Consider the following 16,174-nt stretch of genomic DNA (forward strand, 5'->3'; position numbering starts at 1 on the left):
CTGCCGTTCAACCCCGGCGGCGCGACGGGCCAGGACGCGCACCTCGCCTTCAACACGGCGGTGAGCTTTACGACGAACACCAACTGGCAGAGCTATTCGGGCGAGACGCTGTCGAACTTCGCGCAGATGTTCGGCCTCACCATCCACAACTTCCTGTCGTCGGCGACCGGGATCGCCATCGCGTTCGCGCTTTTCCGCGGGTTTTCGAGACGGCAGGTCGCAGGCATCGGCAACTTCTGGGCGGACGTGACCCGCGTCACCCTCTATCTGCTGCTTCCGATCTGCATCGTCTATGCGATGTTCCTGATCGCCAACGGCGTGCCGCAGACGCTCGCCGCTGCAGTCGACGTCCAGACGCTCGAAGGCGGCACCCAGTCGATCGGCCTCGGCCCGGTCGCTTCGCAGGAAGCGATCAAGATGCTGGGGACAAATGGCGGCGGCTTCTTCAATGCCAACTCCGCCCATCCGCTCGAAAATCCGAACGCGTTGACCAACTTCGTCCAGATGCTCTCGATCTTCCTGATCGGCGTCGGCTTGACCTGGACCTTCGGCAAGGCAGTGGGCGACACGCGTCAGGGCTGGGCGATCCTGGCCGCGATGGCGGTGCTGTTCCTCGCCGGGGTGGGAGTCACTTACTGGCAGGAGGCGGGCGGCAACCCGAACCTCGCCGCGCTCAGCGTCGAAGGCGCGAACATGGAGGGCAAGGAGGTGCGCTTCGGCGCTGCAGCCTCCGCCCTGTTCGCTGTCGTCACGACGGCGGCCTCTTGCGGTGCGGTCAACTCGATGCACGACAGCTTCACCGCGCTTGGCGGGATGATCCCGCTGTTCAATATTCAGTTGGGCGAGATCATCGTCGGCGGGGTCGGGGCCGGCATCTACGGCTTCCTGCTGTTCGCCATCCTCGCCGTGTTCGTCGCCGGGCTGATGGTCGGCCGCACCCCCGAATATGTCGGCAAGAAGATCGAGGCACGGGAGGTGAAGCTTGCCGTGCTTGCGATCGCCGTGCTGCCGCTGTGCATTCTGGGCTTCACGGCGCTGAGCGCGGTCACGGAAGCAGGCCTGGCGGGACCGCTTAACAAGGGCACGCACGGCTTTTCCGAAATCCTCTACGCATTCAGCTCGGGGACCGGAAACAACGGCTCGGCCTTTGCGGGCCTCACCGCCAACTCGCCCTGGTATAACGGCCTGCTCGGCGTGGCGATGTGGATCGGGCGGTTCTTCATCATCCTGCCCGTGCTGGCGATCGCCGGCAGCCTGGCGGCCAAGAAGTACACGCCGGCGACGTCGGGCTCGTTCCCGACCACGGGACCACTCTGGGTCGGCTTGCTCGTCGGGATCATCCTGATCCTGGGCGGACTGACTTTCCTGCCGAGCCTCGCGCTCGGTCCGATCGCTGATCATCTCGCGATGATCAACGGCCAGCTTTCCTGATCTCGGAGCGCCAATCATGGCCCAAGCCGCAAAGTCCCTGTTCACGGCCGCGCTGATCGGCCCCGCGATCGGCGACGCCTTCAAGAAGCTCGATCCGCGTCAGCTGATCCGCAATCCTGTCATGTTCGTGACCGCGGTGGTCGCGGTCCTGCTCACCGTCCTGCTGGTCGTCGGGCAAGATTCGCTCTCGACCGGATTCAAACTCCAGCTCGTCATCTGGCTGTGGCTGACCGTGCTGTTCGGTACGTTTGCCGAGGCGTTGGCCGAGGGTCGCGGCAAGGCGCAGGCGGCCTCGCTCCGCGCCACCAAGGCCGAGCTGACGGCCAAGCGCCTGAAGAATGGCAATACCGAGCAGGTCGCAGCAAGCCAGCTTCGGGCGGGGGACGTGGTGCTGGTGCAGACCGGCGAGCTGATTCCGGCCGACGGCGAGGTGGTCGAGGGTGTCGCCTCGGTCAACGAAGCGGCGATTACCGGCGAGTCCGCGCCGGTGATCCGCGAGGCGGGCGGCGACCGCTCGGCGGTGACGGCGGGCACGCGGGTCATTTCCGACGAGATCAAGGTGCGGGTGACGGCCGATCCCGGCCAAGGCTTTCTCGACCGGATGATCGCGCTCGTCGAAGGCGCCGAGCGGCAGAAGACGCCGAACGAGATCGCGCTGACCATATTGCTGGTCGGGCTGACGATCATCTTCCTGATCGCAGTCGCGACCGTTCCAGGGTTCGCCAGCTATGCCGGGGGCAGCATTCCGGTCGCTATTCTGGCGGCGCTGCTGATCACGCTCATTCCCACCACCATCGCGGCCTTGCTGTCGGCGATCGGGATTGCGGGCATGGACCGGCTGGTCCGGTTCAACGTGCTCGCCAAGTCGGGGCGCGCGGTCGAGGCGGCGGGCGATGTGGACGTGCTGCTGCTCGACAAGACGGGCACGATCACGATCGGCGACCGGCAGGCGAGCGAGTTCCGCGCGGTCGCGGGCGTGTCGCCCAACATGCTCGCCGAGGCGGCGCTGCTCGCCAGCCTCGCCGACGAGACGCCGGAGGGCCGCTCGATCGTGGTGCTGGCGCGGGAGAAGTTCGGGGTCGCCGCCTCCACGCTACCGGCGGATGCCGAAGTGGTCCCGTTCACCGCGCAGACCCGCATCTCGGGCGTGCGGACCGGCGGCGTGCTGATCCAGAAGGGCGCGGTCGACTCCGTCCTCCGCGCGCATCCCGGGCTGGGCGAGACGGCGGGTGCGACCGAACTCCGCCGCATCACCGACGAGATCGCGCGCGCGGGCGGCACCCCGCTGGCGGTCGCGCGCGACGGCCGGCTGCTCGGCGCCATCTTCCTGAAGGACGTGGTCAAGGCGGGCATCCGCGAACGCTTCGGCGAGCTCCGCCAGATGGGTATCCGCACGGTGATGATCACCGGCGACAACCCGCTGACCGCCGCCGCCATCGCCGCGGAAGCAGGCGTCGACGACTTCCTTGCCCAGGCCACCCCTGAGGACAAGCTGGCGCTGATCCGTAAGGAACAGGCGGGCGGCAAGCTGGTCGCGATGTGCGGCGACGGCACCAATGACGCGCCGGCGCTGGCGCAGGCGGACGTAGGCGTGGCGATGAACACCGGCACCCAGGCCGCGCGCGAAGCGGGGAACATGGTCGACCTCGACTCCGATCCGACCAAGCTGATCGAGGTCGTCGGGCTCGGCAAGCAGCTCCTGATGACGCGCGGGTCGCTCACCACTTTCTCGGTCGCAAACGACGTGGCCAAATATTTCGCGATCATCCCGGCGATGTTCGCGGCGCTTTATCCGTCGCTCGGTGTCCTCAACGTCATGGGGCTGGGCACGCCGGAGAGCGCGATCCTGTCGGCGATCATCTTCAACGCGCTGATCATCCCGCTGCTCGTGCCGCTGGCGCTCAAGGGCGTCGCATACAAGCCGATGGGGGCGGGGGCACTTCTTCGCCGCAACCTCACCGTCTACGGGCTGGGCGGGCTCGTGGCGCCGTTCGTCGGCATCAAACTGATCGACCTGGCCGTCAGCGGCTTCGGTCTTGCCTAAGGAATATCCGGCATGGGCAATGATTTCACGAGCGGCCTGCGTCCCGCATTGGTGCTCACCCTCCTGTTCGCCATCCTGCTCGGGATCGGCTATCCGTTGGCGATGACCGGCTTGGCGCAGGCGATCTTCCCGTCACAGGCGAGCGGCAGCCTCGTGCGCGAGAACGCCGATGGCACTGGGCGCGTGATCGGCTCGACCGTGCTGGGCCAGGCGTTCACGAGCGAGCGCTACTTCCAGACCCGACCGTCGGCGGCAGGCAAAGGCTATGACGCGCTCGCCTCGGCGGGGTCGAACCTTGGCCCGACCGACACGCGGCTTGTCGATCGGGTCAGGACCGATCTGGCGACCCGCCGCGCCGATGGTGTCACCGGCCCGGTCCCGGGCGACCTCGTCACCGCGTCGGGATCGGGGCTCGATCCCGACCTGTCCCCGGCGGCGGCGCTGGCCCAGGCACCGCGTATCGCGCGCGCGCGTGGGCTGCCCGAAGCGGCCGTCCGCGACCTCGTGACGCGCCACACCGACGCCCCCACGCTCGGCTTTCTCGGCGAGGCGCACGTCAACGTGCTGGCGTTGAACCGCGACCTCGACCGGCTTGGCGGCGGCACGGCCCCGCGTTGACGTCCGAGCGCGACCGCCCTTCGCCCGAGTCCTTCCTGCGCCAGGCGGCGCAGGAAGGCCGGGGCAGGCTCAAGATATTCCTCGGCGCGGCCCCCGGCGTCGGCAAGACGTTCGAAATGCTGTCGGAAGGCGCGGCGCGCACCAAGGCCGGGTTCGACGTCGTGGTGGGTGTGGTCGAGACGCACGGCCGCCGCGAGACGGAGGCACTCACCGCAGGCCTCGACCTCCTGCCCCGGCGCGAGGTCGAGTATCAGGGCCGGACCCTACGCGAGATGGACCTCGACGCGCTGTTGGAGCGACGCCCGCAACTCGCATTGGTCGACGAACTCGCCCACACCAACGCGCCCGGATCGCGCCACCCGAAGCGATGGCAGGACGTCGAGGAGCTGATCGCCGCCGGGATCGACGTCTATTCGACCGTCAACATCCAGCACGTCGAAAGCCTCAACGACGTGGTCGCTTCGTTCACGCGCGTTCGGGTGCGCGAAACGGTGCCCGACAGCGTCTTCGAATCCGCCGAGATCGAGGTCGTCGACATCCCGCCCGATGAGCTGATCGAGCGGCTGAAGGAAGGAAAGGTCTATGTTCCCGAGGAAGCGACACGGGCGCTCGGCAGTTTCTTCTCCAAATCCAACCTGTCGGCCCTCCGCGAGCTGGCGCTACGCCGTGCGGCGCAGGCGGTGGACGCGCAGATGCTGGAGCATCTGCGGGCGGGCGGCGTCGGCGGTACTTGGGCGGGCTCCGAACGCATCGTGGTCGCGGTCAGCGAGCTACCCGGCGCCGCCGGTCTGGTACGTGCGACCAAGCGCATCGCGGATGCACAGCACGCGCCCTGGACCGCCGTCCATATCGAAACGCCGCGGAGCCGCACCTTCGGCCCCGACGAGCACCGCCGTCTCTCCGACGTGCTGGCGCTCGCGACCCAGCTCGGCGCGCAGGTGGCGAGCGTTCCGGCGACGTCTGCGGTGGAGGGGTTGAAGCAGTTCACGGTCGACGCGCGCGCGACGCAGCTAGTCGTCGGCAAGTCCGCCCGGTCGCGCTGGTTCGAGCTGCGCCACGGCTCCGTCGTCGACCGGCTGGTGCGCGAGACGCCGGGTGTCGCGGTCCATGTCCTTCCCTTCGACGAAGTGACCCCCAACAGAAGCACCGCGCGGCCAAGAGCCGGCGCACGCCGGAACGAGGAGCCCTGGAGCGGTTACGCCTGGACCGCGCTCATGGTCGCAGGAATGACTGCGGGCGCTAGCGCACTGTTCCGAGTGATCGACCTCGGCAACGTCGCACTGCTCTTCCTCCTGCCCGTGATGGTGGCGGCCAGCCTGTTCGGGCTCAGGACCGGCCTGTTCGCGGGCGTGACCTCCAGCCTCGCCTATAACTTCTTCTTCATCCCGCCGACCGGCACGTTCACGATCCGCGATCCGGAGAACGTCGTCTCCTTCTTCGTACTGCTCGGCATCGCGGTCGCGACCAGCCAGCTCGCCTCACGTGTCCGCGCCCAGGCCGATCTGGCGGCGGCGAGCGCGCGCACCAACGCGACGCTGGCGGGGTTCCTGCGCCAGCTCACCGCGCTCGGCGACCGCGACGAGATCGCGAAGACGGTCGCCGGCGAGATCGCCCGATTGTTCGACCTGCGCGCCGTCGTGTTAAAACATGACGGCTCCAGGCTCACGACCCTCGCGGCGAGCGAACCCGGCGGTCGCCTCGATATAATGGAATGGGCGGCCGCACAGTGGGCGTTCGACACCGGCAAGCCCGCAGGCCGGGGATCGGGGACGCTCGCCGCTTCCGAATGGTATTTCCAGCCGCTCACCTCGGGCGAGCGGACGCTTGCGGTGCTCGGCCTGACGCGAGACGACGGCGGGGAGCCGGTGCGGTCCGACCAGTGGCCGCTCCTGATGAGCTTGGTCGACCAGGCGTCGCTGGCGCTCGAACGTATGCGCCTTCAAGACGACATGCGCGACGTCGACCGCCTGCGCGAGCGCGATCGCCTTAGAACCGCTCTGCTATCGTCGGTCAGCCACGACCTGCGCACGCCGCTAACCTCGGTGATGGCGGCCGCCGCCGAACTTCGGCGCGGCTGCACGCCCGAGCTGATCGACACGATCGAGGCCGAGGCGGCGCGACTGAACCGGTTCGTCGCCAACCTGCTCGACATGGCGCGCGTCGAGGCCGGGGCGCTCCGCCTGGCGATCGAGCCGGTCGACCTGACCGACGCGGTGGCCGGCGCCGTCCATGATACGCGCCGGTCGCTAGAGGGTCACCCGCTCCAGCTGGAGGTGCCTCCGAACCTGCCCCTGGTCCGCGTCGACCCGCAGCTTTTCCATCATTGTCTGCTCAACCTCCTCGACAATGCTGGCCGATACGGCACGCCCGGCACCCCGATCACGATACGGGGTGACCGTCGCCCGGGCTCGCTGGAGCTGTCGCTCCTGGATGAGGGGCCCGGGATCCCGCCCGGGCGGGAGGGCGAGGTGTTCGAGACGTTCAGACGGCTGGAAGGGTCAGACCGCGCGGTGGGCGGCACGGGGCTGGGGCTCGCGATCGTCAAGGGCTTTGCGGAAGCGATGGGGCTGACTATCGCCGCGTCGAACCGTGTCGACCGCGACGGCGCGTGCTTCAGCCTGACCTTTTCCGAAGACCTGCTGGTGAGGGACGTGGGTCAGGAGCGCGACCTGTGAACGAGCGGTCAGTGCTGATCGTCGACGACGAGCTGTACATCCGCCGGCTGCTCCACGGCACGTTGCAGCGCGCGGGTTACCGGACGCTGGAGGCGGGCACCGCGCGCGCGGCGTTGGATGCGGCGGCCGCGTCCGCTCCCGCGGCGATCTTGCTGGACCTGGGGCTGCCCGACCGCGACGGCTTGGAACTCGTCCCGCTGCTCAAGAAGTCGGGCAAGGCGGCGATCATCGTCGTGTCCGCGCGCGAGTCGACGGACGATAAGGTCGCCGCCCTCGATCTCGGCGCGGACGATTACGTCACCAAGCCGTTCGACACCGAAGAGCTGCTGGCCCGCCTCCGCGCGGCGCTGCGGCACAAGCTCGACGAGCGGGGCTCCACGCCGCTCGTCCGGGCTGGAGAGGTCGAAATCGACCTGGTCGACCGGCGGATCAGCAAGGCGGGGGAGGCGGTGCACCTCACCCGCAAGGAATATGAGGTGCTCGCGGTGCTGGCGGCGGCGCCGGGCCGTGTGGTCACGCACCAGACGATCCTCCAGGCCGCCTGGCCGTACGAGCACGACCGCCGGGTGGAGTATTTACGCATCGTGATCCGCAACCTTCGACAGAAGATCGAACCCTCGCCGGCCGCGCCATCGATCATCAGGAACGAGCTCGGCATCGGCTATCGCCTCATGGCCGACGCCTGATCGATCAGGCCATCTTCGCTGCCAGGATCCATCCCCACACGGCCAGCGTCGCGACACCACCCGCCAGGGTCCATTGGACGGCGCTGCGAACCAAGCGGCTTTGCGCATCGATCGACCGCACGAAGGCGGCGAACAGACGTTGGCGCAACGCGTCTTCGTCCTCCAAACCCTCGCTGTCGAACTCCTCGCCGATCAGGAGCGCTCGCAGACAGAACCAGCTTGAGATGATGACCGGCGCGATGCCGACCAGGCTCGCGACCGTCAGCAACGGCTGGCTCGCCGCGTCCAGGCTGAGCGGCGCGCCTGGCGACGCCGAGATCGGATGCGTGCCGATCGTGATCACCAGCGCGTTGAACGCCAGCATCGCGCCCAGCCGCACCGAAAGGTCGAGATCGCGATTCTCCAGAAACTCGAGATCGGCGACGAAGCCCCGGTCGGGCGGGTGGCCGCGCATGGCCTGGAACGCACGCAATCTTGTTCGGTAGGAGGCCTCTCTCATTCGGCCGAACTATCTTCCGATCGCGCCGCGCGCCATAGTCCGGCTACTCAACGCCCGGCGACCGGGCTTTCCCCGGTTTGGGATCATAAGGCCATCGTGCATAGCCGAACCGGGGTCGGAAGTCGTAGGAATCTGCGGATTTGTTGAGACCACATACCCATCAAGAGCGCCGGGGCCGCGAAGCGTGGCCAGCATCTTCTGCACTGATCTTACTGCACTTTCCCCATTCTTCTGCGGTCCGCCGCATAGGGTGTGCTTGGCAAGAGCTAAGATTCGGGATCGATGGCGTCGGGAAAGGATACAATCATCACGGATGTAAAACCGTTACCGGCGGGACACTTAGGCGCGATTGGACCGCGAAAGGGCATCGACTTTCCAGTCTGTCTGGCACCGTCGTGTTCACCCATTGGACCTGATTGGGGACCAACTAGCAAACTTGAAGGTGGCGTCTTAGACGTTGGTTACCGCCCCGCGTGCCGAACGAATGTGCGGGATGGCACGGCCCCACAAGCGCTCGTTGAGTCCACGATCTCCGACTTCTTCGGGTGCTAAATGGCTAAACGTATCGTTCTTGCGCTTCTCTGCCCCCGAGCTATCCCGCCTGCGGGAAGGTGCCATTCGAGAGAAACGAATAGTCGGCACTGCGTGTCGTGAGATCGAACGGCAAAACGTGAAGTTTCAGACCCTCGGATAGCGAAAACGGGGGAAGGGGTCCGCCGAACGCGGTCGTTTGCGGGTAGACAAGAAACATGTCTCCGGCGCCCTCAAGGTAGCTTTGGCCGTACGCATGCAACTGATAGAAGTCGGCCTGATTGAGGCCGTAGCCGGCGCTGCGATCGCCATTTAGCAGCTTCCACTTCGCGTCGATAATCCATCGGCATACACCATGTTGAACTAAGATATCGGGTCGCATCCGGAACCAGTTGCTGCCCTGGTGACGGCACAAATGAAGATCGCCGGCCTGCGCCCGAATCTCAAATCCGGGTGGGGCAACCCGGCGCAACGACGCCACCACGTATGTCTCAAATAGGCGTTCCATCGGGAACAGCATGCTCAAGCCGCTGTCTCGGCCGGCGATTGCGAAAGGAGCCTGTCGCAGAAGAAGCAGCTCGCATAGCGGCCTGATTGGCGCGTAATCGGCCATCAAGCGGTCTTCCCCCCAGCGGACGAAATCCGCGGCGATCTCTCGACTTTCAGGTACATCGTCTAGGATCGCCGACAGCTCGCGAGCGGCACGCCAGGTGTCGCTTGATCGGGTCGATCTTAGGACCAGCTCAACGGACGACCGGATCAAGCGGTTCTCCGGTCGGTTAAACGTGAAAACGTCCTGGCGGAAATTGAAAAGGTGCGCTGTGCCAGGGCCGGATCGGACTTGACGCGCTACATCAAGCGATCCGCGAAGAAACGGTTCGCGCGCATCAATTTGCCGGTAAGCCTGTCGGAGACCTCGCCTGATCAGTTCGGACGCTTCCTCCAGAAAGCGCGCTGCAAGCCATTCGGGGAGCGGTAACTTGAACCTCGCAATCTGGGAAATGGTGCCGGTTCGCGGCTTTAGCCGCAGCGCCTCTATGACCATGCTGACGAGGAGGCCGCGTGCGTCGCCTATGCTGCCGGCCTCCTCCGTGTGCTTCGGAAGAATCTCAATCCGAGTGCCGCAGGGCGTGTCAATAACGCCCACATAGTTGAGCACCCGAAGCACTCGTGAGGTCTCAAGGCTGATGATCGCGGCTCCGGCCTCGCGACGCGTGGCATGCTCCGCGAGCCAGTGAAATGCACTTGCCGAGATCGACGCCTGATCGAGAGACGGCGAGACTGGTTCGGTGGTTAACCTCCCGAACTCTCGGATGATCGGCACCCGTCGCCTAGCCGATAATCGCGCGGTAGGCAGACGGGCGGCTAAGTGCCTCCGGATTGAGGCGCCAGGCTTTGCTGGTCGGCACTTCCAAGTCACCGGAACCGAACAACTGCTCGACGCCTTCGGCACGCTCGATCACAAAGTGGTCTGCAACGTCGCTCTTCCGATGATCATTGAGGACGAGGCGCACGCGATTCCAGTCGTCGAAAAAGTATTCCTGCAGCAGCGGAATAACCTGGGTCGCGAACACCTGACGCAGGGGCTCAAGGTCGTCAGACGCCTCTAGGCGGAGGAAGTATGCATGACCCAGGCGATGGTCGCGATCAAGCAGCGCCTCGATCCGCGCGTTCATCGCTTCGAGCAGCTTTGCAAGGTCAACTCCAGCGACCTCCACGCCCTCAAGAGCGGAGGGATCCGGTTCGACTTCCTCGAACACGAAACGACGGCGAAGCGCCATATCAATCGTCGCCAACGAGCGGTCGGCCGTGTTCATCGTGCCAATGATGTGAAGCCCGCTCGGTACGCTGAACGGCTGTTTGGAATAGGGCAGGATGACACGCAGCGCCTCGCTGGCGCCCGCGCGTTTTGACGGCTCAATGAGCGTGATCAACTCGCCGAAAATCTTCGACACATTGCCCCGGTTGATCTCGTCGATGATCAAAACGCGTCGCGTGCTAGGTGGAAGCGGGTTAGCTTGCGCTGGGCCGATCGCGTCGAGGATCAGCGGTAAAACGTTGGCATAGCCATTGACGATGTATTTTTCCAAGCGGCTGTCTGGCACCTTCTCGAAGATCTTGCTGCGGCGTACATCATCGACGACAATCTTGCCGTCGGCGATCATCCCAGCGAGCGCGTCTATGATCGCCCAAGGCATAGGAAGGCTTGAGCCGTTAGGCTTGTCGAGCCAAAGAATTTCCGCGGTGGATCGGGTCACGACATAGCCGCTTCCAAGCCGCGTCCCGGCAACAAGACGGTAGCTGGGGAGCGACTCGATGCAGAACGATTTTAGTAGGCCGTCGGCCACATGATAGTGGATGGATCCGTCCGGTAGGGCCTCCGCTCGGAGTCCCTCTACGAAGTCCTCGTAGCTGAAACTTTGATGAAAAGTGACGAACCGGATCAACCCGGCTTCAGCCAGGTCGTCGAACCGACCTTTCATCGCTTCGCGGTCCCCGTCGTTCTCGCTGACGAACCGAGGGTCAAGGATCTGGAGAGCGCGGTCGATCGTGCGGTAAGTCTTGCCAGTTCCGGGTGGTCCATAAAGTATTTGGTTGAGGGGTTGAGCGCTAATTTCGCCGATGAAGGTGGATAGCTTCCCTCCGTCTTGCTCTACGGGTTCTCCGGCCTGTGGGGGATCGGCAGACCAAATCTTCTTGAATGCATGTTGATAGAAGTCGATCGGGCCGCCTTCTGTCGTTTCATGCCGATTCCGCAAAGCAAGCAACGCCCTATCCTGATCAACCTTGGGCAGTCGTTTGACCTGCTCTAAGGTAAGCCCGCCAAGCGTAGTGAGGATCCGCCGGATATCGCCGGGGCTCGCCATGCGTTCGAAATCGTCAGGAAACAGCAAGAAGGGCAGGATGTGCTTCAACTGCCTATATCCGTCATCGGGCACATCTTGAAGCCACTGGGCGAAAGCCCAAGCGTCGCCGCAAAGCGCTTTCCGCTCTTCTACTGGATACTCCTTAAGTGCTCGCGTGGCGTTGATGAGAAAGCGCAATTCGCGCTGTCGATGGGCAAGGAACCCGGGTCCCGCCGAGCCGACGCCGCGCAAGAGGCTTTGGTCGAGCATTGGGTGGTCCGAGGGTAATTGCGCTCCTGACCAGCTCCAAGCGGTCATCACCTGACGGCGCTTGGAGTCGGGTCCGATGTTGCTGGGGAATAGGCACATCGCCCATAGCATCTCTGCCACTAGCTGGCATGCGGGAGCCGACGCCTCCGCAAACTGGCGCTGCAACTTGTTCTGGAAGCTGTCCTTCCCGCTATCCGGGTGTCCGTTGAAACACCGGTCTACCTCGTCGATCGTTTCGTGCTTCCAAAGCGACCCCTCGCTGAGCACCGATCCATCATCGATCAAACACCTATCCTGCCACGTTTTTGCGGCTCTTAAGGTGACCTCCATGTTGTCGTGGTGGGGATTGTATCGCGACAATCGTGGTCCCTCGTTTCGAGTTTCAGCGGCCTTGGGCGCGATGGTAGCTGCGAGATCGGGGACGGCAAGCGTTAGAGTTAGAAGCGCGGCTGTTGCGCCCAGGTTGCGGGCTGAGGGAGGCGCAGGCCGGATCTCACCATCCGGCGATCGATCGAAAGCCCTTGAGGAGGCGGGTGGAACCAGTGTATCAGTGAGATCTCCCCGCCGGACCAGCTCCCTCGGTCTTCGGCGGCACCTCTTTTTGGGGTGTCTTCCCGCCTTGGTATGCTAGGGTCGCCGCGAAAGGTAGTGGGGGCCGGCAGTGCGATGACGTTGATCGAGTTGTTTTGCGGTACGGGTGGATTTTCCCGTGGCGCGCATGCGGCAGGATTTCAGGTCGCCGTTGCTTACGACATCGATAAGATTCTGACATCGTCCTATCGAAGAAATTTTCCTGCTACTCAGCTTTACCACCGCGATGTTGCTGCTCTGACCGGCCGCGAGATCCGTGCGCACGCTGGCGCAGAAATTGATGGCGTTTTCGGCGGCCCACCCTGTCAGGGATTCAGTGAGGTCGGCAAGCGCGACCCGTCTGATCCACGCCGGAGCCTCCTCGACCACTTCTTCCGTATTGTTGCTGAGATCCAGCCTAAGTTCTTCGTCATGGAGAACGTTCGAGGGCTCAACTTTCCCCGTAACCGGCCCGTTCTGGACGCGGCATTGTCCCGGGTTAACGACCAGTATGACGTGCTCACACCGCATATTCGCGATGCTGCGGAGTTTGGAGCGGCCACTAGCCGGCCCCGTCTTGTCGTCATCGGCATTCGCAAGAATTTGCGGCGCCCGCTGGCGATGAGCGATTTAGACGCAATGCGCTCGCCGGGCCGGGCTACCGTGCGGCAGGCTATAAACGATCTGTGGAAAGCGATAGCTATTGAAGACCACGCTGACCTCCCGGGCTTTGATCGGTGGAAGGCGGCCGGGCGAGGTCGGCCTACAAACTACGTTGCGCAACTCCGATCGAAGGATCGGTCTTTCACAGGCCATCGGGTCACTGTTCATACACCCGCCGTCATCGCGCGATTCGCGAAGGTCCCGCCTGGCAAAATGGAGAAAGTTGGCCGCCACCCCCGACTTAAGCTCGATGGACTATGCCCCACATTGCGCGCGGGAACCGGTTCCGAATTGGGCTCCTTTCAGTCAGTAAGACCAATCCATCCTTATCAAAACCGCGTCATCACCGTTCGCGAGGCCGCGAGACTACAAGGATTTCCAGACGAGCACGTCTTTCACCCGACCGTTTGGCATAGCTTCCGCATGATCGGGAACAGTGTGTCTCCTATGATGGCCCGAGGCATCTTCGAAGCAATTCGCGATCGTTTGTCTCGCCCGGAGGAGGCGACCATCGCCACGAGCAGCCCGGCGAAACAGGCCTTCGTCTCGGTAAAGCGAACTGCACGTGGAGATGCTCGCATGGCTGAAGCGGCGGAGTAAGCAGCTGGTCGACGGACTTACGCCTGAACGTCGCTCCTGGCTTATGTCCCAGGTGCGAGGAAAGAACACGACACCCGAGATGCGGGTCCGCCGGACTGCTCATGCTCTTGGCCTTCGCTTCAGGTTGCATCGTGGCGATCTGCCGGGAACGCCAGACCTCGTATTTCCAAAGCACCGCACCGCTCTGTTCGTTCATGGCTGCTTCTGGCACCGACATCAGAATTGCCCGAAATCATCTTTACCCAAGTCGCGAGTTGAATATTGGGAATGTAAGTTCCAAAGAAATGTATTGCGAGACTCAGAAGTTGAAGAGGCACTCCGCAAGGACGGCTGGCGTGTAGCTTTGGTTTGGGAATGCGAGACCAAGAATGCCGCTCAGCTGCGAGAGGCTTTGTTCAATATGTTCTGCATCGCTCCTGGCTCTTAGCTTACGATTTGCGCGTAGACAGGGTAATGGCGATAGAAGGTCTCGAAAGCTCGGATCTGCTCATCTTCAAGATCGAAACCAAGCTCCTGTACCGCATCACGGTTTAAGCCCGGACGTCGGGGTAAGTTCGCCTGAAGAACGGCGGCTTCAAGCAGGGTCAAATGCGGAGCGATAATCGGATCATCTACAAACCCGGGCCAGCGCGGTGATCGGACGGTGCTACGAACAAATGCGCGTAGTTCTTGAGATGGAAAGATTGCACCCACTGTAATCATCGTTGCCTTGTCGCGGTAGGAGATATTAAAAGCCGGAACGCAACTGTTTACCTTCCGAATCTTGGTGCTTGTTGATACCATCGCGTCCTGAACTAAGCCGGCCAACGTTTGAGCAAGTCCGAAGCCGCGTACTGATCTCCGCCGGAGCGTGTCTGGTGCCAACCTTCCGAATAGTGTCTTCACACGTTCTAGTCTCTGTGAATCGTCGGCACCATAATGCCGCTCTCCAGCATTGAGCGTTACGAGCAGCACGCTGTTCGGCGCCGCATTCTCCACGTTGAACCGAAGCTCGTCCAGTTTGTCCTCGTCAAGCCCTTCGTCGTAGTCCAACCACATAATCGACGGATGAGTTGGAAAGCGTGCCTCATCGTACAATGCCGGTATTACATCCGAGGAAACCCCCTGCTTCATTCTTATGAAGCGATATGGCTTGTTAAAAACTGCACGTCGATAGCCGACATCGTTGCTTTCGATAGAAACCATGCGTGAAATCCGAAGGATCTTGTGTGCTAAGAGGAAATCCGTGAACCAGATGGAGCCAAAACCCACATAAGAGGCCCTGCTCCAATCGAGCTGGTCTTGAAGTTGCCTTAGCCCCTCGAAGATAAGACCGCGCTGGATGGTTTTGCTAGGGCGAAGGCTGTAGTTCACCCCATTGAAGGACGCGTCGCTCATTCGCCTTGCACTAGCTCGTCGTAGGCATAATCGAAGGCCGCAATGCCGACGTCCTTATTGCTCATGTTCACGTTTCCGAGAGCCTTGGCCAGCTCAACGATCCGGGTCTTGAGTGCCATAAACTGAATGCTGGACTCTCGCTGCCTTGTTTTCTGAACCGACGGCAAGGCCACTTGAGCACGAGGCTTGATTGCAAATATCGACGTGCGTCCAGCCTCCTTTTCGACGCGATCAGCCGTCTGCTGGTCCGCTTTTCGTTCGTGAGTGTACGTAATCCACGCCCGAGTAGACTCTCTCATTTTGGCGCGCGCGCGGCGGTATACAACGGAAGACAAATCGACACTACGTTTCGTAGTTGTCAGTGGAAGAAGTTCTGTATCGTCCGCTGTGAAAACGATGAGTCCAAAAAAGCCCGTATATTGCGGATGCCAGGATGGGAAATCATCTCCCCATACTGATAGGTATGTTTTATCAGCCGCCATGACGATGCGGCCGTTGCACGCCACATACCACCCGGACCTGTCCTCTCGATTGCCCTTGTCGCTCGGTTCATTGTCTGATGGAGGCGGAAAAGCAAAGCCGGCGGCCATTTCCACGAAGACATCGCTCCCGCCCACCACTTCTTTCCACTTAAGGTACTGCGGAGCAAACTGGTCGCTTGCGATCAACTTGAAGTCCTCGCCGACGACCTTTTCACCGTTAACGCGTATCGTCAGACCGCGGCGAATATGTAATGCGTAGTCGCGACCTATTGTGCGCTTGAGACTTCGTTGAAACTCTGGGTCGGCAAACGTCAGGGCGGCCAGGTCCGTCAAACCTCCAACCTCGATCATGAGGCCATCTTCCCTCATCGGATCGGCAGACTCGATCGGGAAATCCCAGTTTGTACTTGTTCCTTCCACCCACCGCTTAACATTTATCGGGACAACAAAGGCGTCCCTAACGCCATCTGCCGTATGGGTGCTCCGAACACTTATCTTTGTGCCAATTTTGAATACCGCCCGTTTAAGTCCGATGCCGTAAACGCCAATGCTAAACTCGGCGTTGTCTTCTGGATCTCTTGCTTGCCTGCCGAAAGTGAAAGCATACTTAGTAGCGCTGTCGAGAGACATGCCGCCACCGTTGTCCACGATCTCGAAACTTTCGTCGTCGAATTTGAGATTGATCGCTGTCTTAGAGAAGTCCGGCCCGTCGCTTATCGTCAAGGGCTTCTTTCCTAAGGCCTTCCAAGCGCTATCGACGCTATTATCTACTAAGTCGAGGATGCAATCCTCAACGGAGATATCGCGCGTAAGCATTCGAACGAAAAACGCTCGGCTGGCATTTGCGTTGGCCTTACCGATATTAGACATGCATTCCCTTTC

12 protein-coding genes are annotated in these 16,174 nt (G+C 62.5%); 7 read left to right on the forward strand and 5 right to left on the reverse strand.

Annotation, left to right across the window (positions count from 1 at the left end; all coding sequences use genetic code 11):
- The 5 genes from kdpA to VF592_RS00830 form a co-directional block, all read left to right on the forward strand.
- Positions 1 to 1,431 (forward strand): potassium-transporting ATPase subunit KdpA (gene kdpA, locus VF592_RS00810; RefSeq protein ID WP_331003694.1); only part of this gene is annotated, 1,431 nt, incomplete at its 5' end.
- A 16-nt stretch (positions 1,432 to 1,447) separates the two neighbouring features.
- The gene (gene kdpB, locus VF592_RS00815) at positions 1,448 to 3,475 is read left to right on the forward strand and encodes a potassium-transporting ATPase subunit KdpB (RefSeq protein ID WP_331003695.1); all 2,028 of its coding nucleotides are present in this window, start codon (positions 1,448 to 1,450) and stop codon (positions 3,473 to 3,475) included.
- 12 nt (positions 3,476 to 3,487) lie between these two features.
- Complete coding sequence (gene kdpC / locus VF592_RS00820; RefSeq protein WP_331003696.1) at positions 3,488 to 4,093, forward strand: potassium-transporting ATPase subunit KdpC; 606 nt, start codon at positions 3,488 to 3,490, stop codon at positions 4,091 to 4,093.
- Positions 4,090 to 6,768 carry a sensor histidine kinase KdpD gene (locus VF592_RS00825; protein ID WP_331003697.1) on the forward strand — a complete coding sequence of 893 codons (2,679 nt, stop codon included), beginning with the start codon at positions 4,090 to 4,092 and terminating at the stop codon, positions 6,766 to 6,768. Before kdpC ends, VF592_RS00825 begins: the two co-directional genes overlap by 4 nt.
- A complete protein-coding gene (locus VF592_RS00830) occupies positions 6,765 to 7,454 on the forward strand; it encodes a response regulator (protein WP_331003698.1) in 690 nt (229 codons plus the stop codon). Before VF592_RS00825 ends, VF592_RS00830 begins: the two co-directional genes overlap by 4 nt.
- Positions 7,455 to 7,458: 4 nt before the next feature.
- Here the strand turns inward: VF592_RS00830 and VF592_RS00835 are convergent, their stop codons facing one another.
- The 3 genes from VF592_RS00835 to VF592_RS00845 form a co-directional block, all read right to left on the reverse strand.
- Complete coding sequence (locus VF592_RS00835) at positions 7,459 to 7,926, reverse strand: hypothetical protein (protein ID WP_331003699.1); 468 nt, start codon at positions 7,924 to 7,926, stop codon at positions 7,459 to 7,461.
- Between the two features lie 619 nt (positions 7,927 to 8,545).
- Positions 8,546 to 9,808 carry an McrC family protein gene (locus tag VF592_RS00840; RefSeq protein WP_331003700.1) on the reverse strand — a complete coding sequence of 421 codons (1,263 nt, stop codon included), beginning with the start codon at positions 9,806 to 9,808 and terminating at the stop codon, positions 8,546 to 8,548.
- Positions 9,809 to 9,815: 7 nt separating this feature from the next.
- Entirely contained in the window at positions 9,816 to 11,930 is a 2,115-nt protein-coding gene (locus VF592_RS00845; RefSeq protein WP_331003701.1) for an McrB family protein, read from the reverse strand.
- Between the two features lie 336 nt (positions 11,931 to 12,266).
- Between VF592_RS00845 and VF592_RS00850 the strand changes: the two genes are divergently transcribed.
- Positions 12,267 to 13,433: a DNA cytosine methyltransferase gene (locus tag VF592_RS00850; RefSeq protein ID WP_331003702.1), complete on the forward strand. Its 1,167-nt coding sequence runs from the start codon at positions 12,267 to 12,269 to the stop codon at positions 13,431 to 13,433.
- The gene (locus VF592_RS00855) at positions 13,405 to 13,860 is read left to right on the forward strand and encodes a very short patch repair endonuclease (RefSeq protein ID WP_331003703.1); all 456 of its coding nucleotides are present in this window, start codon (positions 13,405 to 13,407) and stop codon (positions 13,858 to 13,860) included. The genes VF592_RS00850 and VF592_RS00855 overlap by 29 nt, the downstream gene beginning before the upstream one ends.
- Here the strand turns inward: VF592_RS00855 and VF592_RS00860 are convergent.
- Positions 13,857 to 14,810, reverse strand: coding sequence for an O-methyltransferase (locus VF592_RS00860; protein ID WP_331003704.1), 954 nt, complete (start codon positions 14,808 to 14,810; stop codon positions 13,857 to 13,859). The two genes, VF592_RS00855 and VF592_RS00860, sit on opposite strands and share 4 nt — an antisense overlap.
- Positions 14,807 to 16,162, reverse strand: a complete 1,356-nt coding sequence (locus VF592_RS00865) for an ATP-binding protein (RefSeq protein ID WP_331003705.1) — start codon at positions 16,160 to 16,162, stop codon at positions 14,807 to 14,809. The genes VF592_RS00860 and VF592_RS00865 overlap by 4 nt, the downstream gene beginning before the upstream one ends.
- Positions 16,163 to 16,174 lie beyond the last annotated feature (12 nt).

The organism is Sphingomonas sp., assembly GCF_036388435.1.
GTDB lineage: Bacteria > Pseudomonadota > Alphaproteobacteria > Sphingomonadales > Sphingomonadaceae > Sphingomonas.

Coding starts and splice junctions, on each gene's coding strand:
- VF592_RS00850 (WP_331003702.1), top strand. CDS start 12,267: ATGACGTTGATCGAGTTGTTTTGCGGTACGGGTGGATTTTCCCGTGGC.
- kdpB (WP_331003695.1), top strand. CDS start 1,448: ATGGCCCAAGCCGCAAAGTCCCTGTTCACGGCCGCGCTGATCGGCCCC.
- VF592_RS00860 (WP_331003704.1), bottom strand. CDS start 14,810: ATGAGCGACGCGTCCTTCAATGGGGTGAACTACAGCCTTCGCCCTAGC.
- VF592_RS00845 (WP_331003701.1), bottom strand. CDS start 11,930: ATGGAGGTCACCTTAAGAGCCGCAAAAACGTGGCAGGATAGGTGTTTG.
- VF592_RS00855 (WP_331003703.1), top strand. CDS start 13,405: ATGCTCGCATGGCTGAAGCGGCGGAGTAAGCAGCTGGTCGACGGACTT.
- kdpC (WP_331003696.1), top strand. CDS start 3,488: ATGGGCAATGATTTCACGAGCGGCCTGCGTCCCGCATTGGTGCTCACC.
- VF592_RS00865 (WP_331003705.1), bottom strand. CDS start 16,162: ATGTCTAATATCGGTAAGGCCAACGCAAATGCCAGCCGAGCGTTTTTC.